Origin of the sequence: Anaeromyxobacter sp. SG66, from assembly GCF_022690805.1 — a bacterium.
In the GTDB taxonomy this organism is placed as follows: domain Bacteria; phylum Myxococcota; class Myxococcia; order Myxococcales; family Anaeromyxobacteraceae; genus Anaeromyxobacter; species Anaeromyxobacter soli.
In genome coordinates, this window is the sequence record NZ_JALCZC010000039.1 from 1 (window position 1) to 24,838 (window position 24,838).

General features: G+C 75.5%; 23 protein-coding genes and 1 pseudogene. 8 read left to right on the plus strand and 16 right to left on the minus strand.

The window, feature by feature from the left end; translation table 11 throughout:
• The 3 genes and pseudogenes from MNZ39_RS12635 to MNZ39_RS12645 all read left to right on the plus strand — a co-directional run.
• A pseudogene (locus MNZ39_RS12635) lies at positions 1 to 400 on the plus strand (hypothetical protein); the annotation flags it as partial.
• Positions 397 to 1,020, plus strand: coding sequence for a phosphatase PAP2 family protein (locus MNZ39_RS12640; RefSeq protein ID WP_242338964.1), 624 nt, complete (start codon positions 397 to 399; stop codon positions 1,018 to 1,020). The pseudogene MNZ39_RS12635 and the gene MNZ39_RS12640, both read left to right, overlap by 4 nt.
• A 63-nt stretch (positions 1,021 to 1,083) precedes the next feature.
• Positions 1,084 to 1,698 carry a hypothetical protein gene (locus MNZ39_RS12645; protein WP_242338966.1) on the plus strand — a complete coding sequence of 205 codons (615 nt, stop codon included), beginning with the start codon at positions 1,084 to 1,086 and terminating at the stop codon, positions 1,696 to 1,698.
• 127 nt (positions 1,699 to 1,825) lie between these two features.
• On the opposite strand, the gene phoU is transcribed toward MNZ39_RS12645, so the two are convergent.
• From phoU to MNZ39_RS12685, 8 genes are all read right to left on the minus strand, one after another.
• Complete coding sequence (gene phoU, locus MNZ39_RS12650) at positions 1,826 to 2,521, minus strand: phosphate signaling complex protein PhoU (RefSeq protein WP_242338968.1); 696 nt, start codon at positions 2,519 to 2,521, stop codon at positions 1,826 to 1,828.
• Between the two features lie 20 nt (positions 2,522 to 2,541).
• A complete protein-coding gene (gene pstB / locus MNZ39_RS12655; protein WP_242339036.1) occupies positions 2,542 to 3,285 on the minus strand; it encodes a phosphate ABC transporter ATP-binding protein PstB in 744 nt (247 codons plus the stop codon).
• Positions 3,286 to 3,325: 40 nt separating this feature from the next.
• Entirely contained in the window at positions 3,326 to 4,240 is a 915-nt protein-coding gene (pstA, locus tag MNZ39_RS12660) for a phosphate ABC transporter permease PstA (protein WP_242338970.1), read from the minus strand.
• Entirely contained in the window at positions 4,237 to 5,175 is a 939-nt protein-coding gene (gene pstC, locus MNZ39_RS12665) for a phosphate ABC transporter permease subunit PstC (protein WP_242339037.1), read from the minus strand. Before pstC ends, pstA begins: the two co-directional genes overlap by 4 nt.
• 170 nt (positions 5,176 to 5,345) lie before the next feature.
• Positions 5,346 to 6,158, minus strand: coding sequence for a phosphate ABC transporter substrate-binding protein (locus tag MNZ39_RS12670; protein WP_242338972.1), 813 nt, complete (start codon positions 6,156 to 6,158; stop codon positions 5,346 to 5,348).
• Positions 6,159 to 6,185: 27 nt separating this feature from the next.
• The gene (locus tag MNZ39_RS12675; RefSeq protein WP_242338974.1) at positions 6,186 to 7,409 is read right to left on the minus strand and encodes a porin; all 1,224 of its coding nucleotides are present in this window, start codon (positions 7,407 to 7,409) and stop codon (positions 6,186 to 6,188) included.
• Positions 7,410 to 7,570: 161 nt separating this feature from the next.
• Complete coding sequence (locus MNZ39_RS12680; protein ID WP_242338975.1) at positions 7,571 to 8,704, minus strand: cell wall metabolism sensor histidine kinase WalK; 1,134 nt, start codon at positions 8,702 to 8,704, stop codon at positions 7,571 to 7,573.
• A gap of 3 nt (positions 8,705 to 8,707) precedes the next feature.
• The gene (locus tag MNZ39_RS12685) at positions 8,708 to 9,403 is read right to left on the minus strand and encodes a response regulator (protein WP_242338978.1); all 696 of its coding nucleotides are present in this window, start codon (positions 9,401 to 9,403) and stop codon (positions 8,708 to 8,710) included.
• A gap of 116 nt (positions 9,404 to 9,519) precedes the next feature.
• Between MNZ39_RS12685 and MNZ39_RS12690 the strand changes: the two genes are divergently transcribed.
• From MNZ39_RS12690 to MNZ39_RS12705, 4 genes are all read left to right on the plus strand, one after another.
• Positions 9,520 to 10,614 (plus strand): OmpA family protein, encoded by a 1,095-nt coding sequence (locus MNZ39_RS12690; RefSeq protein WP_242338980.1) that lies wholly within the window; start codon positions 9,520 to 9,522, stop codon positions 10,612 to 10,614.
• Between the two features lie 54 nt (positions 10,615 to 10,668).
• A complete protein-coding gene (locus MNZ39_RS12695; protein WP_242338982.1) occupies positions 10,669 to 11,637 on the plus strand; it encodes a diguanylate cyclase in 969 nt (322 codons plus the stop codon).
• Positions 11,638 to 11,646: 9 nt separating this feature from the next.
• Positions 11,647 to 12,798: a class I SAM-dependent RNA methyltransferase gene (locus MNZ39_RS12700; RefSeq protein WP_242338984.1), complete on the plus strand. Its 1,152-nt coding sequence runs from the start codon at positions 11,647 to 11,649 to the stop codon at positions 12,796 to 12,798.
• A gap of 125 nt (positions 12,799 to 12,923) precedes the next feature.
• On the plus strand, positions 12,924 to 13,496 hold the full coding sequence (locus MNZ39_RS12705) for a hypothetical protein (RefSeq protein ID WP_242338986.1): 573 nt from the start codon (positions 12,924 to 12,926) through the stop codon (positions 13,494 to 13,496).
• 33 nt (positions 13,497 to 13,529) lie between these two features.
• Here MNZ39_RS12705 and MNZ39_RS12710 read toward each other — a convergent pair whose 3' ends face one another.
• From MNZ39_RS12710 to MNZ39_RS12720, 3 genes are all read right to left on the minus strand, one after another.
• On the minus strand, positions 13,530 to 14,660 hold the full coding sequence (locus MNZ39_RS12710; RefSeq protein WP_242338988.1) for a hypothetical protein: 1,131 nt from the start codon (positions 14,658 to 14,660) through the stop codon (positions 13,530 to 13,532).
• 15 nt (positions 14,661 to 14,675) lie between these two features.
• Complete coding sequence (locus MNZ39_RS12715) at positions 14,676 to 14,858, minus strand: thioredoxin family protein (RefSeq protein ID WP_242338989.1); 183 nt, start codon at positions 14,856 to 14,858, stop codon at positions 14,676 to 14,678.
• Between the two features lie 68 nt (positions 14,859 to 14,926).
• Positions 14,927 to 15,448, minus strand: a complete 522-nt coding sequence (locus tag MNZ39_RS12720) for a DUF4442 domain-containing protein (protein ID WP_242338991.1) — start codon at positions 15,446 to 15,448, stop codon at positions 14,927 to 14,929.
• An 87-nt stretch (positions 15,449 to 15,535) separates the two neighbouring features.
• Between MNZ39_RS12720 and MNZ39_RS24945 the strand changes: the two genes are divergently transcribed.
• Positions 15,536 to 19,876: a DEAD/DEAH box helicase gene (locus MNZ39_RS24945; RefSeq protein ID WP_242338993.1), complete on the plus strand. Its 4,341-nt coding sequence runs from the start codon at positions 15,536 to 15,538 to the stop codon at positions 19,874 to 19,876.
• Between the two features lie 21 nt (positions 19,877 to 19,897).
• On the opposite strand, the gene MNZ39_RS12730 is transcribed toward MNZ39_RS24945, so the two are convergent.
• Genes MNZ39_RS12730 through cbiB form a run of 5 tightly spaced genes read right to left on the minus strand, consistent with a single transcriptional unit; the run spans position 19,898 to position 24,836 of the window.
• Positions 19,898 to 20,566, minus strand: coding sequence for a histidine phosphatase family protein (locus tag MNZ39_RS12730; RefSeq protein ID WP_242338995.1), 669 nt, complete (start codon positions 20,564 to 20,566; stop codon positions 19,898 to 19,900).
• Positions 20,563 to 21,306, minus strand: coding sequence for an adenosylcobinamide-GDP ribazoletransferase (gene cobS, locus MNZ39_RS12735; protein ID WP_242338997.1), 744 nt, complete (start codon positions 21,304 to 21,306; stop codon positions 20,563 to 20,565). Before cobS ends, MNZ39_RS12730 begins: the two co-directional genes overlap by 4 nt.
• Positions 21,303 to 22,844, minus strand: coding sequence for a cobyric acid synthase (locus MNZ39_RS12740; protein WP_242338999.1), 1,542 nt, complete (start codon positions 22,842 to 22,844; stop codon positions 21,303 to 21,305). The genes cobS and MNZ39_RS12740 overlap by 4 nt, the downstream gene beginning before the upstream one ends.
• Positions 22,841 to 23,902: an aminotransferase class I/II-fold pyridoxal phosphate-dependent enzyme gene (locus MNZ39_RS12745; protein ID WP_242339002.1), complete on the minus strand. Its 1,062-nt coding sequence runs from the start codon at positions 23,900 to 23,902 to the stop codon at positions 22,841 to 22,843. The genes MNZ39_RS12740 and MNZ39_RS12745 overlap by 4 nt, the downstream gene beginning before the upstream one ends.
• Entirely contained in the window at positions 23,889 to 24,836 is a 948-nt protein-coding gene (gene cbiB / locus MNZ39_RS12750; RefSeq protein WP_242339004.1) for an adenosylcobinamide-phosphate synthase CbiB, read from the minus strand. Before cbiB ends, MNZ39_RS12745 begins: the two co-directional genes overlap by 14 nt.
• Between the last annotated feature and the right edge of the window lie 2 nt (positions 24,837 to 24,838).

Consider the following 24,838-nt stretch of genomic DNA (forward strand, 5'->3'; position numbering starts at 1 on the left):
CCGCTCCGAGTCGCTCTACCGCGCGAGCCGGCCGGTCGAGGCGCCGCGCCCGGGCACGCTCGTGTTCTTCCACGACAGCTACGACCGCGATCGCGATCGGCGGCTCGACGATCGCTTCACGCACGTCGCGCTCGTCGAGCGCGTCGAGGGCACGACGGTGTTCCTCCTGCACCGCGCCCGCACGGGCGTCGAGCGCGCGCGCATGGACCTTTCACGGCCGGACGATCCCGCCTCGAACGATCTCCTGCGCGCCCGGCGGCGCCGCGATCCGCGCGGCACGCGCTACCTGACGGGCGAGCTCTTCACCGCTTTCGGGGAGTTGCTGCAGGGAGACGTCACCCAGATGTTGCAGGCGGGCCGCGTCGCCGAAACGGGCGCGCGGCACCCTGCAGCCAGATGAGCCACGACCCCACCACCCCAGGCGGCGCCATCGAGATCGACGCGGGCGGTGGCGCCTCGATCGCCATCGACCCGTCCACGGCGACGGTCGTCATCCGGACCGGTCGCCTGGCCCGTATCCTCTCCTTCGACGAGGCGCTCCTCCTCTCGTTCAGCCGCTTCCACAGCCCGTGGCGGACGGCGGTCGCGCGGGCGCTGACGCACGCGGGCGACGCGAAGAGCTGGACCTTCGCCGGCCTCGCGCTGCTCGCCACCGGGACCGCGCAGGGCAAGCACCTCGGGCTGCGGCTCGGGGCGGCCTCGCTGCTCGCGACGGTCCTCTCCCAGTCGCTGAAGCGCAGCCTCACCCGCGCGCGGCCGGACGTCTCGATCGCGGGCTTCGAGGCCCTGGCGCAGAACCCCGACCGCTTCTCGTTCCCGTCCGGCCACACCGCCGCCGCGTTCGGCGTGGCGGTGGCCTACGCCGGCGAGCCCAAGGGGCTGGGGCCGCTGGCGCTGCTCCTCGCGGTGGGCATCGGGCTCTCGCGCGTGTACCTGGGCGCGCACTACCCGCTCGACGTGGGCGCCGGCGCGCTCCTCGGGGTGGCGGCCGGGCTCGCGGCCCGCCTCCTCGTCTCCTGAGCCGGCGGGTGAGCGCGCGCGCTCGTCGCGCGATGCGCATCCGTTCGGGCGGGAGGAATCCACATGCGGAAGCTCTCGATCGCGGCGGCGCTCCTGGCGCCGGCGCTCACCCTCGCCCAGGCGGGCACGACCGCCGGACAGCCTGGCGCCGCGGGCTCCGCCGGAGCCGGCACCGCCGGCGCTGCGCAGCCCGGCCAGGCGGGCGCGGGCACCACCGACTCGACCACCGCAGGGACGACGCCGGGCGCGGCCGGGACCGCCGGGGCCGCCGGAACGGCCGGCAGCGCCGGGATGACGGGCGGCACGGGCGCTCAGCCCTGCCCGCCGGGCATGGTCCCCGCGACGAGCGCCGGAGTGCCCTCCACCGCCACGACCCCCGGTGACGGCGCGACGGCCGGAGCGGCGGCGGGCGCGGCGCAGGGGACCGGCTCGGGCGCCACGGGCGCGGGGACCGGGACCGGCGGGAGCGCGGGCGGGACCACCTGCGTCCCCGCGGGCACGACCGGGAGCGGGACGGGCGCAGCCGGGACCACCGGCGGGAACGGCGCGACGCAGTCGCCCGGCGCGGGCGGCACGTCGGGGATGTCGCCGCCCGCGGGTGGCGCCCCGGAGGGCTCGGGATCCGGCGCAGCGGGGGCGGTCGGCGGCACCTCGACGCCCGCCACGCGGCAGCCCTGACCTCGGGGGAGCGGCGCCTCGCAGCGACAGGCGTCGGCGCCGGCTCGGGCGCGAGGCCGCTCCGCGCGCGAGAGGCGCCTCTTCCACGGCCAGGGCGCCTCGGCGGCGCGCTCGCGGCGACCGCCGCCTACGCGCCGGGGACGCCCGGCGCGCGGCTCCGCGGGTGACGCACGTCGGTGCCGCGGACCATGTAGACGACCATCTCGGCGAGGTTCGTCGCGTGGTCGCCGAAGCGCTCGAGGTGCTTCGCGGCGAACATGAGCGCGGTCGCGCGGCGGATGTTCTTCGAGTCCTCCATCATGCGGCCGAGCATGTCGTTGAAGATCTTGAGGTAGAGGGCGTCGATGAGCTCGTCGCTCTTCATGACCTCCTCGGCCTTCGCGACGTCTCCGGTGACGAACGCGTCGAGCGCCTTCTTGAGCTGCGCCTCGGCGAGGTCCGCGATCTTGGCGAGGTCATGGGTGGGCGCGAAGGCGGGCGCCTGGGCGAGGTCGAGCGCGCGCTCGGCGACGTTCACCGCGAGATCGCCCATCCGCTCCAGGTCCACCACGATCTTGAGCGCGGTCGTGATGAAGCGCAGGTCGGAGGCGGCCGGCTGGCGCAGGGCGAGGATGCGCCGGCACTGGCCGTCCACGTCCACCTCCATCCGGTTGATCTCGCGGTCCCGCAGCTTCACCTGCTCGGCGAGCTCCACGTCGCGCTCGGTGACCGCGCGCACGCTCGAGACGATGGCCTGCTCGACCAGGCCCCCCATCGCGAGCAGCCGGTCGCGGAGCTCCCGGAGCTCCGCCTCGTACGTCTTGTCGGTATGGGTCGTCGCCATGATCGTCCTCGAGGAGAAGCCTAGCCGAACTTGCCGGTGACGTAATCCTCGGTGCGCTGCTCGCGTGGCGTCGTGAAGATCTGCTCGGTGGGCCCGACCTCGACGAGCTCGCCCATGTAGAAGAAGGCGGTCTGGTCCGACACGCGCGCCGCCTGCTGCATGTTGTGGGTGACGATGGCGATCGTGTAGCGCGCCTTCAGCTCGTGGATGAGGTCCTCGATCTTGGCCGTGGCGATGGGGTCGAGCGCGCTCGCGGGCTCGTCCATGAGCAGCACCTCCGGCTCGACCGCCAGCGCCCGCGCGATGCAGAGCCGCTGCTGCTGGCCGCCCGAGAGGCCCATGGCGCTCTCCCCGAGGCGGTCCTTCACCTCGTCCCAGAGCGCCGCCGAGTGCAGCGAGCGCTCGATGCGCTCCCCGAGCTCCCGCTTGTCGGAGAGGCCGCCGATGCGCAGGCCGTAGGCGACGTTCTCGAAGATCGACTTCGGGAACGGGTTCGACTTCTGGAACACCATGCCCACGCGCCGGCGCAGCTCGACGGCGTCGAGGTGCCCCGCGTAGATGCTGCGGCCGTCGAGCAGGATCTCGCCCGAGGCGCTGGCGCCCGGGATGAGGTCGTTCATCCGGTTGAGCGCCCGCAGGAAGGTGGACTTGCCGCAGCCCGAGGGGCCGATGAGCGCGGTGACCTGGCGCTCGGGGAGCGTGAGGCTCACGCCCTTCACGGCGGCCTTCGGGCCGTAGCGGATCTCGAGCCCGCGGGTCTCCATCTTCGGGGCGGCGGAGGCGTGCTGGGGGATGCTCGTCATCTCAGTGTCCGGCGGCGGCCTTGCGGCGGGTGCGGGTGCGGATGGCGATCGCGACGAGGTTCAGGGCGAAGGTGAGCGCGAGCAGCACGAACACCGTCGCGTAGAGCAGGGGGCGCGTCGCCTCGACGTCGGGCGACTGCGTCGCGAGCACGTAGACGTGGTAGCCGAGGTGCATGAACTGCGACCACACGGAGCCGGGCAGCTCGGGGAGGAAGTAGGCGACCCCCGTGAACAGGAGGGGTGCCACCTCGCCGGCGCCGCGCGCCACGGCGAGGATCGCGCCGGTGAGGATACCCGGGAGCGCCTGGGGGAGAACGACGCGGGCGAGGGTCTGCGAGCGGGTCGCGCCGAGCGCGAGGCTCGCGTCTCGGTGCTCGCGCGGGACGGCGCGGAGCGCCTCCTCGGTCGCGACGATGACCACCGGGAGGGTCAGCACCGCGAGCGTGAGCGCGGCCCACAGGAGCGCGGGGCGCCCGTAGTGGAGCTCGCCCGGCGGGGAGAGCGCGTGGTCGAGCGCCCCGCCCACGAACTGGATGAAGAAGCCGAGGCCGAACAGGCCGAAGACGATCGACGGCACGCCGGCGAGGTTCGTGACGGCGACGCGCACGAGCGCCGCCATGCGCGAGCTCGGCGCCGCGTACTCGTGCAGGTAGACCGCCGTGAGGACGCCGACCGGCATGACGGCGACCGTCATGATGAGCGTCATCACCGCGGTGCCGTAGATGGCGGGGAAGATGCCGCCCGCGGTCATCCCCTCCTCCGGCGAGGAGGTGAGGAACTCCCAGCTCACCCGGCCGGCGCCCCCGCGGAACACGTCCACGAGGATCACCGCCAGCATGGCGACGACGAGCGCGGCGGCGGCCCCGGTGAGGACCGTCAGCGCGGCGCCGAGGGTCTTGCGGCTGGCGACGCTCACGCGGTCCCCGCCATGCGCCGCACGAGCCGCTTCACGAACGCCGCCGCGAGCGAGTTGAGCACGAAGGTGAAGAGGAACAGCTCCACCCCGATGAAGAACAGCACCGCGTAGTGGGTGCCCCCGAACACCACCTCGCCCATCTCCGCGGCGATGGTGGCGGGCAGCGTGCGGACCGAGTCCCCGAGGCTGAAGGTCGTCATCGCGGCGTTGCCGGAGGCCATGAGAACGATCATCGTCTCGCCGATGGAGCGGCCGAAGCCGAGCACCACCGCGGCGAGCACGCCCGGGGCCGCGGCGGGCAGCACCACCTTGAACGCCGTCTCCCACCGGGTGGCCCCGAGCGCGAGCGACGCCTCGCGGTAGCTGCGCGGGACCGCGGTGAGCGCGTCCTCGCTGACCGTGAAGATGACCGGCACCACGGTGAGGGCGAGCGCGACCCCGGCCACCACCGCGTTCAGCCGCGAGGTGAAGCCGAACGTGTCCTGGAGGACGCTCGCGAGCACGATGAGCGCGAAGAACCCGAGCACCACGGAAGGGATGCCGGCGAGGAGCTCGATCGTCGGCTTCAGCACCTCGCGCAGCCGCCGGGGCGCGAACTCGGAGGTGAAGAGCGCCGCCGCGACGCCCACCGGCACCGACACGAGCATGGCGACCGCCGTCACCTTGAGGGTCCCGACGAACAGCGGGACCATCGAGTACTTCGGGATCTCGGAGACCGGCTGCCAGCTGAAGAAGGCCGGCCGCCCGGCGCGCCAGGCCTGGGGGAGGAACATGCGCGCGAGGTCCGTCTCCTCCCGGACCTCCGGCGAGGTGACGATCGGGAGCGCCTCGCGCGCGACGAAGACGAAGATGAGGACGACGGCGGCGATGCCGGTGAGCGCGACCAGGGTGATGACCGCCTGGATCGCCGCCTCACGGAGCTGCCTCCGTCGCATCGACGGGGAGGGGCGTGCCACCGCCTCCTCCCCGGTTTCGGCAATGACCTGTTCCACGGGCGGGGGTTCTCGCACGGCTCGGTGACGCCCGCGTGACGGTCGCGTCGCGTCCGTGTGACACGGCGCCGCCCGCCCGGCTCGCGCCGGGCGAGCGACGATGTCCTTGCTCGCTACTTGACGGGGAAGTAGCCGACCTGGGTGACGATCTTCTGCCCGGCGGGGGAGAGGCAGTAGTCGATGAACGCCTTGGCCTCGCCGGAGGGCTTGCCGCGCGTGTACATGAAGAGCGGCCGGGAGAGCGGGTACTTGCCGGAGGCGACGTTCTCCGCGCTCGGCGTGTAGCCCTGGCCGTCCGCGCCGACCACCTTGACCTCCTTCACGCCCTTCGCGTACGCCGCGCCGCCGTACCCGATGCCGTTCTTCTCCTTCGCGACCGCGTTCACCACCGCGGCCGTGCCGGGCAGCGTCTGCGCGGAGGACGCGTAGTCGGCGCCCTTGAGCACGTTCTCCTTGAAGAAGACGTAGGTGCCCGACGAGTTCTCGCGCGAGTAGAGGACGATGGGCGCGTCGCTGCCGCCGACGTCCTTCCAGTTCGTCACGTCGCCCGCGTAGATCTTCTCGAGCTGCTCGATCGTGAGCTGCTGCACGGGGTTCGCGGCGTTCACGTAGATCGCGACGCCGTCCTTCGCGACGGCGGTCTCGGTGGGCAGGATGTTGTAGCGCTCCCGCACCTTGCCCTTCTCCGCGTCCTTCATCGCGCGCGACGCGTTCGCGATGTCGGTCGTCCCGTTGATGAGGGCGGCGATGCCGACGCCCGAGCCGCCGCCCGTCACCTGGACGCGCTTGCCGGTGTTCTGCTTCATGTACTCCTCGGCCCAGCGCTGGGCGAGGATGACCATCGTGTCGGAGCCCTTCACGGTCACGGCGGCGCTGGCGAGGGCCGGCGCGATGGCCGCGACGAGGGCGATGAGCGTGCGCTTCATTCGTGTCTTCTCCTGTTCCCTGGGTGACTAGAACTTGGCCTGCGCCTGGACGATGAACTGGTCGCGCTTGGGGTCGGACGAAACGCCCGGGGCCCGGTCGCCGTTCATCGGGTGCGCCCAGGCGAGGGAGATCTTCCCGCCCTCGCCCACGAAGGTATGCACGGCCGCCTGGATCTCGCGGGCGGTCTTCACGTTCGTGCCGGTGAGCGGGAGCGTGTTGTCCGCCGTGAACTCCTCGTAGCGGAACGCGACCTGGTGGTAGCGCCCCACGTTCTGGGTGGCGAGCCCGTACCAGCCGTGCCCCGTCTTGCCGAGCTTGTCGCCCGCGCCGCCGTTCTTGTCGCTGATGGTCGTGCGGCCCCAGATGTACTCACCCTTGAGCGCGGTGCCGCCCACGGGGAGGAGATCGAGGTAGAGCTGCGCGTCCGCGCCGAGGCGGTAGCGGTCGTACTCGGGGTCGTCGGAGGCGACGTAGTTCACGGTCTTGCCGTACCAGCCCGACACGCCGCCGGTGAGCATCCCGAGGTCGACGCCGAGGCGGCCGATCACGTCCTTGCGCTGGTCGTTGTCGTAGCCCGCCTGCTTCGCGTCGACGCCGTCCCCGTTGAAGAGGCCGACCTTGAAGTTGAGCGGCCCGTACACGCCCTTCAGGGCGACGCCGAGGTCGTACTCACCGGCGAGGTAGGCGCGGACGACCGCGGAGCGCTCGAGGAGGTCGAGATCCGACGAGGAGCGGACGCCGACCTCGTAGCCGAAGGGGAAGAGCTGGAGGCCCGCGTCGATGGCGAAGCCCTGCCACGGCAGCTTGATGGAAGCGAACGCCTCCTTCGCCGAGACGCCGGCGGGGGTCGCGTCGAGCTGGAGGACGAACTGCGACCAGTCCGCGTCGTACGCCGCCTTGAGGCGGCCGCGGCGGATGAAGAACCCCTGCTGCGCCGGGGCGCTCTCGGGCGTCGTGTTGAAGTCGGCGGCGGTGCTCTCCTGCCAGGCGTAGCGGCCCTGGATGTAGCCGGAGAACTTGAGCTTCTTGAGGCTCGCCACGTCGGTCTTCGTCTCCGCGTACTGCTCCGCGAGGGAGTCGACCTTGCCCTGGATGGCGGAGCCGTCGAACGGAGTCTCTTCCTGCCCGCCCTGAGCGGCGGCGGGGGCCTGCTGCTCGGCGGGGGCCTGCTGGGGCGCGGCGGCGGCCTCCTGCGCGCGCGCGAGCGCGGGGAGCGCGAGCACGGCGAGGACGGCGGTGAGGCGGTTCATGAGGTGTCGGACCCTTTCGTGAGGTCGAGCGAAGGCTCGGTCCGGGCACGTTTCTAGGGGCCGGCGATGACGCGCCCACGGCGGCGGCGTGACGAAACGGCGAACTCGGCACGCGGCGCTGCCCGGGCGGGAAGGACGGGCGATCGGCGCGGCGACGGAGCTCAGGCGGCGGGGAGCCGCACCCAGAACCGCGAGCCGCTCGCGCCGCTCTCGACGCCGACCTCGCCGCCCATCCCCTGCACGAGGTGCTTCACGATGGCGAGGCCGAGGCCGGTGCCGCCGTGGTCGCGCGCGCGGCCCGGGTCGATGCGGTAGAAGCGCTCGAAGAGCCGCGGCAGGTGATGGCGGTCGATGCCCGGGCCGGTGTCCGTCACCGACAGCACCCACCCGTCCCCCTCGCGCTCGGCGCCGACGGTCACGCCGCCCTCCGCCGTGTACTTCACGGCGTTCTCGACGAGGTTCACGAGCACCTGCTCGAGCGCGCGCGCGTCCGCCCGCACCCGCGCCTCCTCCGGCACCTCGGCGGCGAGCCGGAGGCCCTTCCCGCGCGCGGCCGCCGCGACGAGGTCCACGGCCTGCGCCGTCACGTGCGCCGCGTCGACGGGCGCGAGCTCGAACGACCACTGGCGCGACTCGATGCGCGAGAGGTCGAGCAGGTCCTGGGTGAGCCGCGACAGCCGCTCCGCGTGCCGCGCCACGATGCCCACGAACTCGCGCGCGGCGGCGGGATCCTCGAGCGCGCCGGCGAGCAGCGTCTCGGCGGCGGCGCGGATGGCCGCCACCGGGGTGCGGAGCTCGTGGCTCGCGTTCGCCACGAAGTCGCGCCGGGTCGCGGCCGCGCGCTTCGCCTCGGTGACGTCTCGGAGCAGGAGGAGCACCTCGCCGCGGAGGAGCGGCGCGAGGTGGACGAGCCAGGTGCGGCGGCCGAGCTGCAGCTCGAGCTTGCGCGCGGTGCCCTCGAGGGCGCGCTTCACCGCCTCGGACAGCTCCGCGCTCCGCGTGATCTCGAGCGGCGTGAGCCCGGCGGCGCGCCCGCTCGCGGCGAGCGTGTCGAAGGCGGCGTTGGAGACGCGCACCCAGCCGTCGCGCGACACGAGCGCGGCGGCGTCGGGGAGCGCCGCGAGGAGCTCCTGCTCGGTCGCGTCCGGGTGGAGCGCACCGCCCCGGCGCGGCGCGCGCGCGGCGAGGAGCTCCGCGAGCTCGCGCACGTCGCGGCCCAGATCCGCCGGCGGCCCCCCCGCGAGCTCGGCGCGCAGCGCGCGGATGGCGGCGTTCAGGGGGGTGCGGCCGAGCACGCGCTAGCCTTTCTCGTCGGGGTCGATCAGCCGGTAGCCGATCCCCCTCACCGTCTCCAGCAGATCCCTGCCCGATCCCAGCTTCTCGCGCAGCCGCTTCACGTGCGTGTCGACGGTGCGCGTCTCGACCTCCGACGACATCTCCCAGACGTCCTCGAGGAGCTGCTCGCGCGACTGGACGCGGCCGAGCCGCGCCATGAACGTCGTGAGGAGCCTGAACTCGAGGGGCGTGAGCTGCACCTCCGCGCCGTCCACGAAGGCGCGGTGCGCGTCCACGTCCACGCGGATGGGCCCGACCGACTCGGGAGGCCGCTCCGCCGAGCGCCCCCCGCCGGCGCGGCGCGCGACGGCCTTGAGGCGCAGCACGAGCTCGCGCACGCTGAACGGCTTCGTCACGTAGTCGTCGGCCCCGACCTCGAAGCCGACCACGCGGTCGAGCTCGTCCCCCTTGGCCGTGAGCATCACCACCGGGACGTGCCGCGTGCGGGGGTCCGCCTTGATCTGCCGGCACACCTCGGTGCCCGACACGTCGGGCAACATGAGGTCGAGGAGGACGATGTCCGGAACCCTGCGCCTGAGCTGGATCAGCGCCTGCTCGCCCGTGGTGGCGAGGAGGGTCTCGAACCCGGCGGCTCGCAGGTTGAAGTCCAGGAGCGAGAGGAGATCCCGCTCGTCGTCGACCAGAAGTACGGACGTCACGGGACGAGCTTAACGCACGCTGCTGTGACAGGCTGATGACCGCCATGCGACGGAACGGTGAACGGCCCAGGGCGGGTCCCCGCGCGGGGCGCGGCTCGCGGTACGATGGCGCGCGCATGCGACGCCTCGCGCTCTCCGCCTCGCTCGCGCTCGCGCTCGGCTGCGCGTCCGCCCCCGTCGCGGAGCCCGCGACGCTCACGCCGAACGGTGCGATGCTCCGCGGCGCGGAGCTCGCGCGCGCGCGGTGCCTCCTCGTCGCGCCGTTCGAGAACGCCTCCGACGTCGCGCTCGCCGCGGAAGCCGCCACCTCGGCGCTCCTCTCCGGGGTCGATCCCTCGCGGGCGCGCGTGTTCCCCATCCCCGAGCTGCGCGCGGTCTTCCGCGACACTCCGCTCGAGCTGCCCGCCGGGATCGCCCCGAGCCTCGCGCTCGAGCTCGCGGAGCTCGTGGGCGCCGACGCGGCGGTGTACGGCACCGTCGAGGGCGGGGGAAAGGGCGAGGACGCCCCCCTGCTCGTGTCGGTGCGCGTCGCCGTCACCGGAGCGCACCGCCTGCTGTTCGCGCGGAACGCGGTGGTCCACGCCGCGCCCGGCGAGTCGCCGGAGGAGGCCGTCCGGCGCACGGTGGACGAGCTCGCCCGCCCGATGCTCGCCAGGATCGGCGACCCCGGCCGCAAGCAGTGCTTCGATCCGGCGCGCACGCAGGCGCTCCGGCGCTTCGCCCTCGCGGAGCCGCGCCAGGGCGCCCGGCCCGACCCGCAGCCCGCGGTGGTGCCGGCGGTCGCGGAGGCGAAGGCGCCCGCGCCCGCCGCGCCGGCCTCCGAGGTGCAGCCGCGGACGCCGCGCCAGGCGGAGTGGGCCCGGAGGCTCGCGGCCGGCGAGCGGGTGGTCGTCGAGGACGTCGCGTTCTCCGGCCGCACGGCCGAGCTGCTCCGCGACGGCGGCCTCGCCGACCTCGCGATCGCGCTCGGCGCCTCGCCGGGCGTCCCGGTCCGCGTCGAGGCGTTCGTGGACGCGACCGACGATCGCGCCGGCGACGTGGAGCTCTCGAGCGCGATGGCGCGCGCGGCGGGCGAGCGGCTCCTGCAGCTCGGCCTCTCCCGCGCGCGGGTGAGCTGGGTCGGACGAGGCGGCGAGAGCCCGCTCCTCCCCAACTTCACGGCGCGCGGCCGCGCCGCCAACCGCCGCGTCGAGGTGGCCGCGGGGCGCTAGGCTCCCGCCCGCTTGACACGGCGCCCCGGCGCCGGGATTGAACGGACACCGCGCGTGCGCCTGCGATCCAGAGGACGGCCGACCGAGGGCCCGCCCACCCCGCCGCCGCCCGGCGTCCACGCCCCGTCACGCGCCGCGCTCGGCGCGGGGGCGCCCTCCGGGCTCGCGCGCGCGGCCTGGCTCGCGGCCGCGTTCGGGATGACGGTCTGCGTCGGCTTCGCCGACTACCTCACCGGCACGGACGTCTCGCTCATCCTGCTCTACCTCGCGCCGATCGGCTTCAGCACCTGGTTCGTCACGCTGCGGGGCGGGGTCGCGCTCTCGATCGGCGGCGCCGTGGTCGCCACCGCCGCCGACACGCTGTACCGGCTCGAGTCGGGCGGGCGCGCGCTGCCGGTGGCGGTGCTCGGCTGGAACGGCGTCATCCAGCTCGGCACCTCGCTCGCGCTCGTCCTCGTCCTGAACGCGCTCCGGGTCCGGCTCGAGGCGGAGGAGCTCCTCGCCCGCACCGACACGCTCACGCACATCCCCAACCGGCGCGCCTTCATCGAGGCCGCCACGCTGGAGCTGGAGCGCGCGCGGCGGCACCGCCGGCCGCTCACGTTCGCCTACGTGGACTGCGACGACTTCAAGGACGTGAACGACCGGCTCGGCCACGCGGAGGGCGACGCGCTGCTCGCCGTCGTCGGGCGGACGCTCCGGTCGGCGACCCGCGCCATCGACTCGGTCGCGCGCCTGGGAGGCGACGAGTTCGGGCTCCTGCTCCCGGAGACCGACGAGCCGATGGCGGAGGCGCTCCTCGCGCGGCTCCAGGGGACGCTGCGGGAGACGATGGACCGGCACGGCTGGGCGGTGCGCTTCAGCGTCGGGGCGGCGGTGTTCCGGAAGCCCGCCGTCTCGGTGGACGAGATGATGGCGCGCGCGGACGAGCTCATGTACGCGGCGAAGCGCACGGCCAAGGGGTCGGTCAGGCTCGGCGTGTTCGACGGCGGCGCGCGCGCCAGCGCGGCCCGGCCGAGGTAAAAGACGGCGATGCGCTTCTTCGCGACGTGCGCGAAGGGTACCGAGGGTGCCCTCCGCCGAGAGCTGTCCGCGCTCCGCCTCCCCGCCGTGCGCGGCGACCGCGGCGGCGTCTCCTTCGAGGGCCCGCTCGAGGCCGGCATGAAGGCCTGCCTGCACGCGCGCACGGCGATGCGCGTGCTCCTCGAGCTCGCGCGGTTCCCCGCCCCGTCGCCGGAGGCGCTCTACGAGGGCGCGCGCCAGGTGGCCTGGGGCGAGTGGCTCACGCTCCGGACCACCCTCGCGGTCGAGGCGACGGTCACCTCCTCCGCCATCACGCACTCGGGGTACGCTGCGCTCAAGGTGAAGGACGCGGCGGTGGACGTGCTCCGCGAGGCGCTCGGCGCGCGCCCCGACGTCGATGCCAAGGATCCCGACGTCCGCATCGTCCTCCACCTCGCCCGCGACGAGGCGGCCCTCTCGCTCGACCTCGCCGGCGAGCCGCTCCACCGCCGCGGCTACCGCGGCGGCGCGGCCACCCTGGCGCCGCTCAAGGAGACCCTCGCCGCCGCGATCCTGCTCCTCGGCGGCGTGGACCCCGAGGCGCCGTTCGTGGATCCGATGGCCGGCTCCGGGACGCTCGCGATCGAGCACGCGCTCCGCGCCCGCCACGTCGCGCCCGGCCTCGGCCGCGCGTTCGGCTTCCAGCGCTGGCCGATGTACCGCGGCGCCCCCCAGTCCGCCTGGGACCGCATGAAGGTCGAGGCGCGCGAGGCGATCCTCCCGCGCGCGCCCGCGCCGGTGCTCGCCCGCGATCTCCACACCAAGGCCATCGACGCCCTCCACCGCAACGCCGCCGCCGCCGGGGTGGCCGCGGACGTGACCATCGAGCGCGGCGACGCGCGCGAGCTCCAGCCCATCGCGGCGCGCGGCTTCCTCGTCACGAACCCGCCCTACGGCGAGCGGCTCATGTCGGGCGAGGAGGACCCGCGCGTGCAGCAGAAGAAGCTCGGAGGCTTCTACCGCGGCCTCGCCGAGATGCTCGCCCGCCACTCCGGGTGGACCGCCGTCGTGCTCTCGGGGAACCCGCTCCTCGAGCGTGCGATCGCGCTCCGGCCCGAGGTGGATCACCGGCTCTGGAACGGCCCGCTCGAGGCGCACCTGCTGAAGTACCGCATCCCGTGAGCCGGCCGCGGGCGAGTGACGAGGGAGACGTCGGGCCGGACCTCGCGCCGGGACGACCGGCCTCGGACCCGACCGCGACCAGACTCTCCGTTGCAGCGCCCGCGGCGCTCGCCTACGGTTCGGCCGTGCGGCCGCTCCTCACCGTGCTCCTCGCGATGGCGCTCACGGCCTCCCCCGCGCGCGCCGCCGAGGCGCCCCGCGCCACGCCGGGCCGCGCGGCCCCGAAGGCGGCCTCTCCCGCCGGTGGAAAGGAGTCGGTCGAGCGCCGCCGGGAGGCGATCGCGCGTGAGCTCATCCGGCTCGGCGGCGAGCTGCAGCGCGCCATCGAGGCGGGCGACGTCGGGGCCGTCGTGGCGCGCGTCCCGCCGGACGGGCTGCGCTGCGGCGACCGCGTCGTGCCGCGCGAGCGGGTCGAGCAGGATCTCCGCGCGGAGGGGAGCTGGCTGCACGGCGTCTTCTTCGGCGGACCCGGCCACGTCCCCTTCCCCGGGATGGCCCGCTCGCTGCGCGCCTTCTTCCGCGAGGCGCGCGAGGTGGCGGTGCTCGTCGCGTTCCGCGCGGACGCCCGCGCGGGGCCGGCCGGCCTGCCCTGCATCGACTACCGAGCGCCCGGCCTCGGGACGCCCGGGGCGCCGCTCTGCTTCGTGCGGCGCGACGGCCGCTGGTGGTTCACCGAGAGCCTGTACCCGTGCCGGTGAGGATGCGGGGCGCGGACGGCGCCCCGCCGCGGGTCACGACGTCCCCAGCTCGCCGAGCAGCTTCTTCGCCTTCCGGAGATAGCCGCGCGGCCTCGACGCCTCGGGCATCGCCTCGCCGTCGCTCATGGCGCGCTCGAGCGTCGCGCGCGCGCCGGGGCGATCGCCGAGCTTCGCCTGCGCCTCCGCGCGGAGCACCAGCACCCGGATCCGGCGCGGTCCCTCCGCGAGCGCGAGCGCGCGGTCGGCGGCGCCGAGCGCGTCGGCCGGCCGCCCGAGGGCGAGGTAGAGGACACCGAGGTTCGTGGGGGGCACGTACTCGCCGGGCAGCTCGCGCTCGGACGCGAGGAGCGCCGGGAGCATGCGCTCCGGCTCGCCGATGCGCAGCGCCGCCTGGAGCCGCTGCCCGTCGAAGGCGGAGCGCGCGAGCGGGGTCGGCGCGCGGCGGGCCTCCCCGTCCAGGAACGCGAGCCAGCGGCGCGCGAGCGCCTTCGCCCCGGCCGCGTCCCCCGCCTCGGCCCGCGCCGAGGAGAGGACGTCGTACAGCCAGGAGCGGTCGTCCGCGAGGACCCCGCGCGCGTCCAGCGCACGCCGCGCGCCGGGCTCGAGCGCGGCGACCTCCGCCGCGCGCGCCTTGGCGTCCTCGAGCTCGAGCGCGCACGAGAGCCCCTGGGCGGCGACGCGCGCCGCGCTCGCGCCGCGGAGGCCGGGCAGGACCTCGCCCGCCGCGCGCGCGCAGCCGGCGGGGTCGCCCGCCATCGAGAGCGCCTGGACCGCGGCCTCGGAGGCGCGCTCCCGCGCCGGGAAGCTCTTGCCGCCCGCCGCGAGCGCCTCGTGGTAGGCCACCGCGGCCTCCGCGTGCCTCCGCGCGCCGAGGAGCCGGTCCGCGCGCGCGAGCGCCTCCTCCGCGCGCGACACCTCGCCGGCCCGGAGCTGGCGCTCACCGTCGAGCGCGATCCGCTCGATCTGCTCGGCCGTCGCGGTCCCGGCCCAGCGGACGATCACCCGCTCGTCCTCCGGGTTCACGACGAGGATGCTCGGCCACGCGTCGATCGGGAACTTGCCGACGAAGGCCGCGTTCCTGGGCTTCTCCGTGTCGATGTCGAGCCAGACGAACCGTCCGGCGAGCTTCTGGAGCCGCTTGTCCGGGAGGACGTAGGCCCGCATGAAGCGGCAGGTGGGTCACCAGGGGGCCCAGACGTCCACGACGAGCGGCACGCCGCGCGAGCGCGCCTCGGCGCGCGCGCGGTCGTAGTCGTCCGCGATGGACCGGCCCCGCGCGGTGCCGGGCGCCGCGACCGCGCGGACCGGCCCGACGAGGGCGAGCGCTGCGGCGAGGACGGCGACGGAGGCGGGGAGTCGCATGCCCGGAGCATAGCGTCCGGGCTCCCCGCGCGACAGCGGAAGCTCACGACCGGCGCTCGCGAGCGCCGTCAGGCGCCACCGGTCCGGGTCTCGCGCGGCGGCGCCTCGGCGAGCCGCACCGGCCCGTCGCCGCGCTTCAGCGAGAGCGCGAGCGTGAAGCGCGCGACCGGCTCCTCACCGTACTTGTCCGGCACGAGCGCCGTGATCCCGACGGGCAAGGTCACGCGCTCGCCGGTCTCGTGCGTCTTGCGCACCGCCGCGGCGACGCGCGCGCCGTCGGCGCAGCGGAAGAGGACGTCGCCGTCGGCGCGCTTCAGGAACTCTCCCTTCACGTCGGCGAAGACGAGCTTCACGCCGCGGAACTTCCCGACGGTGGTGAGCCGCGCGGCGTGCAGCCCGCCGGCCAGGTCGGCGCCCGCGCACAGCGCGCCGAAGTACATGGAGCCGAGGTGGTTCCGCGTGCGCCAGCCGAGGGGGATCTCGATCTCGCAGACCTCCTCGTCGAGCCGCATCACCCGGGGCCCGACGAAGAGGAGCACCGGGATCCTGAGGGACAGCAGGCGTACGAGCGCGGTTTCCTTGAGCAGCATGAGGCTCCCCGTCGAGGTTGAGGCACGAATCATAGGGGGGAGCCCGAGACGCGGGCGTCGCCCGGGCGGGGCGCTTAAGAGAAGCGCGTGCTCGACAGCTTCCACCCGGTCGTCCGCGACTGGTTCACGCGGCGGTTCGGCGACGCGACGGAGCCGCAGACGCCCGCCTGGCGGGAGATCGACGCGCGGCGCGACGTGCTCGTCTCGGCGCCCACGGGCTCGGGCAAGACGCTCGCGGCGTTCCTCCACGCCATCGACGCCCTCCTGAAGGAGGGGCTCGCCGGCGAGCTCGGCGACCGGACGCGCGTCGTCTACGTCTCGCCGCTGCGCGCGCTCGGCAACGACATCACGAGGAACCTGCAGGCGCCGCTCGCCGAGATCCGCGCCGCGGCCCACGCGGCCGGGCTCACGCTGCCCGAGCTCCGGGTCGCGGTCCGCACCGGGGACACGCCCGCCTCGGCACGGCGCAAGCTCCTGCTCCGTCCGCCGCACATCCTCGTCACCACGCCCGAGTCGCTCTACCTCCTGCTCACGAGCGAGAGCGGGCGGGCCTCCTTGGGCGACGTCGAGGCGGTGATCGTGGACGAGATCCACGCCCTCGCGGGCGACAAGCGCGGCGCGCACCTCGCGCTCTCCCTCGAGCGGCTCGAGGCGCTCGCGCGGCGGCGGCCCCAGCGCATCGGCCTCTCCGCCACGGTCGATCCGGTGGAGGAGGTGGCGCGCTTCCTCGTCGGCTCGGAGCGGGTCGATCCGCGGGGCCGTCCGCGCTGCGCGATCGTGGAGGTCGGCCGCCGGCGCCGCTTCGACGTGGCGATCGAGGTCCCGCGCGACGAGCTCTCGTCGGTCGCCTCGAGGGAGCTGTGGGCCGAGACCTACGACCGGGTGGCCGACCTCATCCGCGAGCACCGCTCCACGCTCGTGTTCGTGGGCACCCGCAGGCTCGCGGAGCGGGCGGCGCACGCGCTCGTCGAGCGGCTCGGGGAGGGCGCGGTGTCGGCGCACCACGGCAGCCTCTCCCGCGAGCGCCGGCTCGCCACGGAGGAGAAGCTGAAGGCGGGCGCGCTGCGCGCGGTGGTGGCGACCGCCTCGCTCGAGCTCGGCATCGACGTGGGCGAGGTGGACCTCGTCGTCCAGCTCGGCTCGCCGGGGGCGATCTCCACCGGCACCCAGCGCATCGGGCGCGCCGCGCACGTGCGGGGCGGCACGCCCAAGGGCCGGCTCTTCCCGATGAGCCGCGACGAGCTCGTGGAGTGCGCCGCGCTCGTGCGCGGGCTCCGGCGCGCGCGCCTCGAGCCCGTCGCGGTGCGGGCCGCGCCCCTCGACGTCCTCGCCCAGCAGCTCGTGGCCGAGGCGACCTGCGGGTCGATCCACGAGGACCGCCTCTACGCGCTCGCGCGGCGCGCCTGGCCGTACCACGACCTCGCGCGGGCCGACTTCGACGCGGTGGTGGAGATGCTCTCGGAGGGGATCGCCACCACGCCCGGCCGCACCACCGCGCTCCTCCACCGCGACGGCGTGCACGGCCGCGTCAAGGCGCGGCGCGGAGCGCGCATCGCCGCGCTCACCGGCGGCGGGACCATCCCCGACACCGCGCAGTACGCCGTGGTGGCCGAGCCGGAGGGCGTGACCATCGGGCAGGTGGACGAGGACTTCGCGGTGGAGAGCCTGGCGGGCGACGTGTTCCTGCTCGGCACGACCTCCTGGATGATCCGGCGCGTGGAGGCCGGGATCGTCCGGGTCGAGGACGCCCACGGCGCTCCGCCGGGCGTCCCGTTCTGGAACGCCGAGGCGCCGGGGCGGAGCGGCGCCCTGTCGGCGGAGGTGTCGGCGCTGCGCGCGGAGCTCGAGCCGCGCCTCGCCGACCCCCAGGCGGCCGTCGCCTGGCTCGCGGCGGAGGCGGCGCTGCCCGAGGCGGGCGCGCGCCAGGTGGTGGACTACCTCGCGGCGGGGCGCGCGGCGCTCGGCGCGCTGCCCACGCAGGACACGCTCGTCGCGGAGCGCTTCTTCGACGAGGCCGGCGGGATGCAGCTCGTCCTGCACGCGCCGTTCGGCGCGCGCACCAACCGCGCCTTCGGGCTCGCGCTCCGCAAGCGCTTCTGCCGCACGTTCGACTTCGAGCTGCAGGCCGCCGCGACCGACGACGGCGTGCTCCTCTCGCTCGGGCCGCAGCACGCGTTCCCGCTCGAGACCATCTTCTCCTACGTCACGCCCGCGACGCTCGACGAGGTGCTCGAGCAGGCGGTGCTCCAGGCGCCCATGTTCGGCGTGCGCTGGCGCTGGAACGCCACGCGCGCGCTCGCCATCCCCCGCCTCTTCAGGGGCAAGCGCATGCCTCCGCCCATCGCGCGGATGCGCGCCGAGGACCTGCTCGCCGCGGTCTTCCCGGCGCAGGTCGCCTGCCAGGACAACGCGCCGGGCGGGCCGATCGAGGTGCCCGCTCACCCGCTCGTGCGCGAGACGCTGCGCGACTGCCTCACCGAGGCGATGGACGCGGCCGGGCTCCGGAGCTTGCTCGCGCGGATCGCGGCCGGCGAGGTGCGGCTGCTCGCGGTGGACACGCCCGAGCCCTCGCCGCTCTCGCACGAGCTCCTCAACGCCCGGCCCTGGGCGTTCCTCGACGACGCGCCGCTCGAGGAGCGCCGCGCGCGGGCCGTCGCGGTGCGGCGGTCGTTGCCGGCGGCCGAGGCGAGCGGCATCGGCGCGCTCGATCCCGCCGCCATCGCGGAGGTCGCCGAGCAGGTGTGGCCCGCGCCGCGGGACGCGGACGAGGTGCACGACGCGCTCCTCGATCTGGGGATCCTGCCGCTGGCGCCCGCGTCCGGATGGGAGCGGTGGCTCGGCGAGCTCGAGGCGGCGGGGCGGGCGGCCGTGATGACCGTGGGTGAGCGCCGGTGGTGGGTGGCGGCGGAGCGTGTGGGGACGGCGAGGGGGGCGGCGGGGGGGATGGGCGGATCGACGTCGACCTCGACCGCGAGCCCGACCTCGAACCCGACCTTCTCCCCTCCCCTCTCCCCGCTCGCGTCCGAGCGCATCCCCGAAGATCCGGTCCTCGCCCTCGTCCGCGGCTGGGTCACCCACCTCGGCCCCACCACCGCCGTCGACCTCGCCGGGCGCATCGGGCTCTCCGAAAGCGCCGCCGCGTCCGCGCTGCTCCGCCTCGAGGCCGAGGGGCTCGTCCTTCGCGGCTCCTTCCTCGCCGGATCGCCCTGGTCCGCCGACGCGCCGCACTGGTGCGAGCGGAGCGTGCTCGCGCGCATCCACCGCCTCACCCTCGGCCGGCTGCGCCGCGAGATCGAGCCCGCCAGCGCCGCCGTGTTCCTCCGCTTCCTCGCGCGCTGGCAGCACGTCGCGCCGGGCACGCGGCTCCACGGCGCGCGCGGCCTCGCCGAGGTCCTGGGAATGCTCCAGGGCTTTCACGCCGCCGCGGGCGCGTGGGAGCGCGATCTCCTGCCCGCGCGCGTCGCAGGCTACGAGCCCGGCCTGCTGGACGGGCTGTGCTCGTCCGGCGAGGTCGCCTGGGGCCGGCTGCACGTGGCGCCGCCGCAGGACGGCCCGCCGCGCCGCAAGGGCGCCCCCACCCGCTCGGCCCCGGTGACGCTCGCGCTGCGCGAGGAGCTCCCCTGGCTGCTCGAGGCCATCGCGCCCGAGCGACCGCCGCTCGGCGAGATCGCGGGCGCGCTCGTCGCGGTGCTCGCGCGGCGTGGCGCCTCGTTCCTCGCCGAGCTCGCACCGGCGGTCGGCGCACCGCCCGGAGAGACGGAGGAGGCGCTGTGGGAGCTCGTGTCGGCGGGGCTCGTGACCTGCGACGGGTTCGCGGGGCTGCGCGCGCTCGTCGCGCCGCCGGCGCGCGGGCGGGCCGCCCGACCGGGCAGCGCGGGGGGACGGTGGGCGCTGCTGAGGCCGACCCCGACCGAGAGTTCCGCGCTTCGTCCCACGGACCGCGTCGCGGCCGGCTCGAGCTCGTCCCGCCCGACCGAGAGTTCCGCGCCACGTACCGCCGGACGCGGGACGGACGGCGACCTCTCCCCGGAGACGCTCGACCGCGTGGCGCGCCAGTACCTGCGCCGCTACGGCGTCGTCTTCCGCGATGTCCTGGCTCGCGAGTCTCGCCCGCCGCCCTGGCGCGATCTCGTCCGCGTCTACCGGTCGCTCGAGGCGCGCGGTGAGATCCGCGGCGGTCGCTTCGTGGTGGGCTTCAGCGGTGAGCAGTTCGCGCTGCCGGAAGCGGTGGACGCGCTCCGCGCCGCGCGGCGCGCGGGGGATGGGAACCCCGACCGGCTCGACCTCTCCGCGTCCGACCCGCTGAACCTCGCCGGCATCCTCACTCCCGGGCCGCGCATTCCCGCCGCGCCAGGGAGCCGCGTCATGCTCGAGGGCGGCGTTCCCGTCGCCGCGATCGTGCAGGGCACGCAGGCGGGGACGGGGTGATGGTGACGGCGGCGATACCTCCTAGCGCGCCCCGGGAACCGGGGGCCGGGGGGCCGGGTCCGGACCAGCGCGGCCGGGACCCCCGTTGACGAGCCGAACGACGGCGCCGCTCTCGAACCAGTCGAGCAGGTTCACGGCGCCGGGCACCTGATCGATGCGGAACGACTCCGCGGCCTCCATCCCGAGCGCGTCCGCCAGGATTGCCCGGTTCACGCCGGCATGGGCGACCACCAGCACCGTCTCGCCGGGGTGCTTCGCGCGGAGAGCGGCCATCGCCTCGAGGGCACGAGCCGAAATGCCCGGGAACCCGTCTCCGCCGGGGAACGTGACCTCGTGCGGGCGCGCGAGCCAGGCGGCGCAGGTCTCCGGGTCGCGCGCTCGTGCCTCCTCCCAGGTGAGCCCCTCGAACGCGCCGAAGTCCACCTCCCGGAGTCCCGGCACCTGCTCGATCCCGAGCGAGCGGCCGGCGGCGAGGAGCCGCGCCGTCTGCATTGCACGCCGCGCCGGGCTCGCGCACACCGCCGCGACCTCGATCTCGCGGAGCCAGCGCGCCACCCGGCGGATCCGCGCCCTTCCCGCCGCCGAGAGCGGCGGATCGAGCCGCCCGCAGATCCGCCCCGGCTCGATCGCCGCCTCGCCGTGCCGCACGAGGATGACGCGCGTCGCGCCGCTCGGCCGCGGGGCTATCACGGCGCCGCCAGCCCCACGCCGAGCACGAGCACGAGCGCCTCGGCGAGCTCGCCCGTGGCCCCCAGCGTGTCGCCGGTCATCCCGCCGATGCGGCGACGGCAAAACCCGGCGAACGCGGCGCCGGCGAGCGCGACCGTCGCCCACGCCACCGCGCCCCGGACTCCCGCGAGGCCGAGCGCGACGCCGAGCGCGAGCGCCGTCGCGCCGGCCACCTCGGGCGGGCCGACGTGCGCCGCCACCGAGGCCCCGAGCCCGTCGGGCCGCGCACTCGGCGCGAGGCGGGCGACAGGCACGAGCACCCAGCGCGACAGCGCGCCCGCGAGCGGGAGCCATGCGGCGGCGCCGGGCCGACTGAGGAGTGCCGCGATCGCGGCCACCTTCACGAGCAGCGCGAGGACGAGCGCCGCGGCGCCGTAGGCGCCCACCGCGTGATCGCGCATGATCCGCAGCGCGTCCTCCGCGTTCCTTCCGCCTCCGAGCCCATCGGCGGTGTCGGCGAGGCCGTCCAGGTGAAGCGCGCCCGTCATCGCGGTCCCGAGCGCGACGACGAGGATCGCCGCGAGAGGCGGCGGCAGCGCGCGGACGAGGAGGAGGCCGGCGGCAGCGAGGACCGCGCCGAGCGCGGCGCCCACCGCGGGGAAGAACAGCATCGCGCGCCCCACCTCGCGCGCGCCCGCCTCCGCCCGCACCGGCGCCGGGAGCCGCGTCAGAAACGCGAGCGCGACCGCGAGCCGGCTCACGCGCCCACCGCCGCCGGCCGGGCGACCCTGACGCCCGCGAGCCCGCAGAGGAGCTCCCAGTCGAGGTGTGTGGCGAGCGCGTCGGCGAGCCGGTCGTACTCCGCATCGCGGCTGGGGATGAGCGGGCCCGCGGGCGCGGCGAGGCTCCGCCGGTCGCGGAGCCGCGCGAGCAGCGCCGCGCGCACTGCGTCGTCCTCGAGCACGCCGTGGACGAGCGTCCCGACGACGGCGCCGTCCGCCGACACCGCCCCGTCCTCCGCATCGCACGCCGCCCCGTTCCGCGCGACGAGCCGAAGCGCCGGCGCTCCGGAGAGCCGCTCGACCTCTCCCATGTGGATCTCGTACCCGCGCACCTCGCCGCCGCCGGCGGGGGCGAGCAGCCTGGCGGCCGCGTGCGCGCGCACGCGCGCGGTCGTCTTCTGCCGCCGGAAGCGAGTCACGATCGGAAGGATCCCGAGCCCGGCCACCTCGGCCTCATCCGACTCCACGCCATCCGGGTCGAGCAGCGCGTCGCCGAGCATCTGGCAGCCACCGCACACCGCGAGGACCGGCTCGCCTCGCGCAGCGCGCTCCCGGAGCGCCGGCGCGACGCCGCTCTCGCGGACCCAGCGCAGGTCCGCCGCGGTGCTCTTCGATCCCGGAACGATCACGAGATCCGCGCCGCGCAGCTCCTCCGGCCGATCGACGTAGCGCACCACCACGCCCGGCTCGTGCTCGAGCGCGTCGAACTCGTCGTAGTTCGAGATGCGCGGGAGCCGCACGATCGCGATCTCCAGCTCGCCCGGCGCGGCCCGTCGGGTCCGCCAGCGATGGTCGAGCGAGACCGAGTCCTCCTCCGAGATCCGCAGCCCGCGCAGGTACGGGAGCACGCCCGCGACCGGCACGCCCGTCCGCTCGCGCAGGAACGCGAGCCCCGGCTCGAGGAGCCTGAGGTCGCCCCGGAACTTGTTCACGAGGAAGCCGCCCACGAGCGCGCGCTCGTCGGGCTCGAGGAGCATCAGCGTCCCGACGAAGGCCGCCAGGACGCCGCCCCGATCGATGTCGCCCACGAGGAGCACCCGCGCGCCGGCCGCCTTCGCGACGTCCATGTTGACGATGTCGCGTTCCTTCAGGTTCACCTCTGCGGGGCTCCCGGCGCCCTCGATCACGACGAGGTCGACCTGGAGGCGGAGCCGCGCGAGCGCCTCGCGCACCACGGCCCGCAGCTCGGGCTTCCGGGCGTGATAGTCGGCGGCGCTCATGCTCCCCGATGGACTGCCGAGCACGATCACCTGCGAGCGGGAGTCCCCCTCGGGCTTGAGCAGGATCGGGTTCATGTCGACGGCGGCGTCGATGCCGGCCGCCTCCGCCTGCACCGCCTGGGCGCGTCCGATCTCGCCGCCGTCCACGGTCACGGCGGAGTTGAGGGCCATGTTCTGGGCCTTGAAGGGCGCGACGCGCAGGCCCGCCCGCCGGAACAGCCGGCACAGGCCGGTGACGACGAGACTCTTGCCGACCGACGAGGCTGTCCCCTGCACCATGATGACGGCGGCGGTCATGACAGCTCCTTCTCGAGCGAGGCGAGGAACACCTCGCGGTCTTGGGCGGGCCGCGCCGCGACGCGGACGAAGCCGGGGAGGCCGAACGACGTGCAGTCCCGCACCAGCACGCGTCGCGCGAGCAGCCGCCGGCGCAACGCGGCGCCGTCGCCGGCGCGGAACACGAGGTAGGGCGCGACGGAGGGCGGCGCCTCGAGGCCGAGCCGGGCGAGGCCCTGGCGGAGCGCCTCCCGGTCGACCGAGAGCCGGGCCCGGCTCGCCGCCACGAACGGTTCCTCGCCGAGCGCGGCGAGCGCGGCGGCCTGCGCGGGGGCGCTCGTCGACCAGGTCGGGCGCGCTGCGTCGAGGGCGGCGATGAGCCCGGGGTCGGCGAGGAGATACCCCACTCGCAGACCCGGGATGGCGTGCTCCTTGGTGAGGGAGCGGACGCGCGCGACGTTGAGGGGGAGCGTGACGTCCGCCTCGGCGTGCCGGTCGGAGAGCGCGAGGAACGACTCGTCGAGGACGAAGAGGACGTGGGGGTGTGCGCGCGCGAGGCGCGCGACGTCGGCGGAGGGCACGGCGGCGCCGGCGGGGCTCGTCGGCGAGGCGAGGTAGGCGGCGGCGGCGCCCGAGGACGCGAGCCGCTCGGACACCGCCTCGAAGTCCACCGAGAGCCCACGCGCCGGGTCGGGCGACCACTCGATCGCGTCGCCGCCGGCAGCCGCGACGCCCGCGCGGAACTCCGAGAACGCGGGCTCGACGACCAGCGCTCGCCTGCCCGCGCGCGCGACGTGGCGGGCGAGATCCCACAGGAGCTCCGCCGCGCCGTGCGCGAACAGGACGCCGCCCGGCTCGACCCGCCACCGCGCGGCGAGGGCCGCCCGGACCGTCTCGGCCCGAGGCTCAGGGTAGCGCGAGACGTCCGCGCCCCGCGCCGCCGCCGCGACGGCCGGCGCAGGGCCGTACGGGTTCACGTTCACGCTGAAGTCGATCACGTCGGCGGCCGCGAGACCGAGCGCGGCGAGCTCGGCGGCGACGGGGCCGCCGTGGACGCGGGGCCGGTCAGGCGAGCTCACGCCATCCCCCCGTCGCCGCGGCGAGCGCGACCCCGACCGCCGCGGCGGCGACCGCCGCGAGCAAGGCGATCCGCCACGCCGCCGAGATGGTTTCCGCGGTGACCGGCCGGATCGGATCGCCGAGCCGGTACTGCCCGACCTTCTCGAGCTCGACGCCGAGCAGGCCGGCCATCGCCGCCATCGGGCGCCCGGCGTTCGGGCTCTCGGTCCGGGCGCCGTCGCGCAGGAGCACCGCCAGCCCGCGCCGCGCGTCGGCGCCGCAGGCGAGCCCCGCGACGAGGAGGAGCGCGGCGGTGACGCGCGCAGGGACGAGGTTCAGGAGATCGTCGAGCCGGGCTGAGGCCTTGCCGAGCCACTCGTGCCGCCCGCGGTACCCGACCCGCGCGTCGAGCGTGTTCACCGCGCGGTACGCGACCGCGCCGGGGACGCCGAGGACCGCCCAGAAGAGGAGCGGCGCGACCGCGCTGTCGGACGCGTTCTCCGCCACGGACTCCACCGCCGCCGCCGCCACGAGCGGCGCGTCCAGGCGGTCCGGGTCCCGGCTGCAGAGCGCCCGCAGCGCCGCGCGCGCCTCGTCGAGCGCGCCCCGCCCGAGCGCGCGCGACACCGCGCCCGCCGCGTCGCCGAGGGCGCGCACCGCGAAGCTCGACTTGAGCAGCATCGCCTCCACCGCGATCGAGAGCGCCGGCCACGGTCGCGCAGCCAGGCAGAGGAGCAGGGCGCCGCCAGCGAAGAGCGCCGGCAGCGCGAGCGCCATCACCGCGCCGTATGCCAGCGGCCCGGCGCGACCGGCTACGGGGGCGCGCCGCTCGAGCGCCGAGATCGCCCACCCCATCCAGACGACCGGGTGCAGGCGCGCCGGGAACTCGCCGATGACGAGGTCGAGCGTGAGGGCGCCGGCGAGGACCGACGCTGCGTGGAGCCCGGGCGACATTC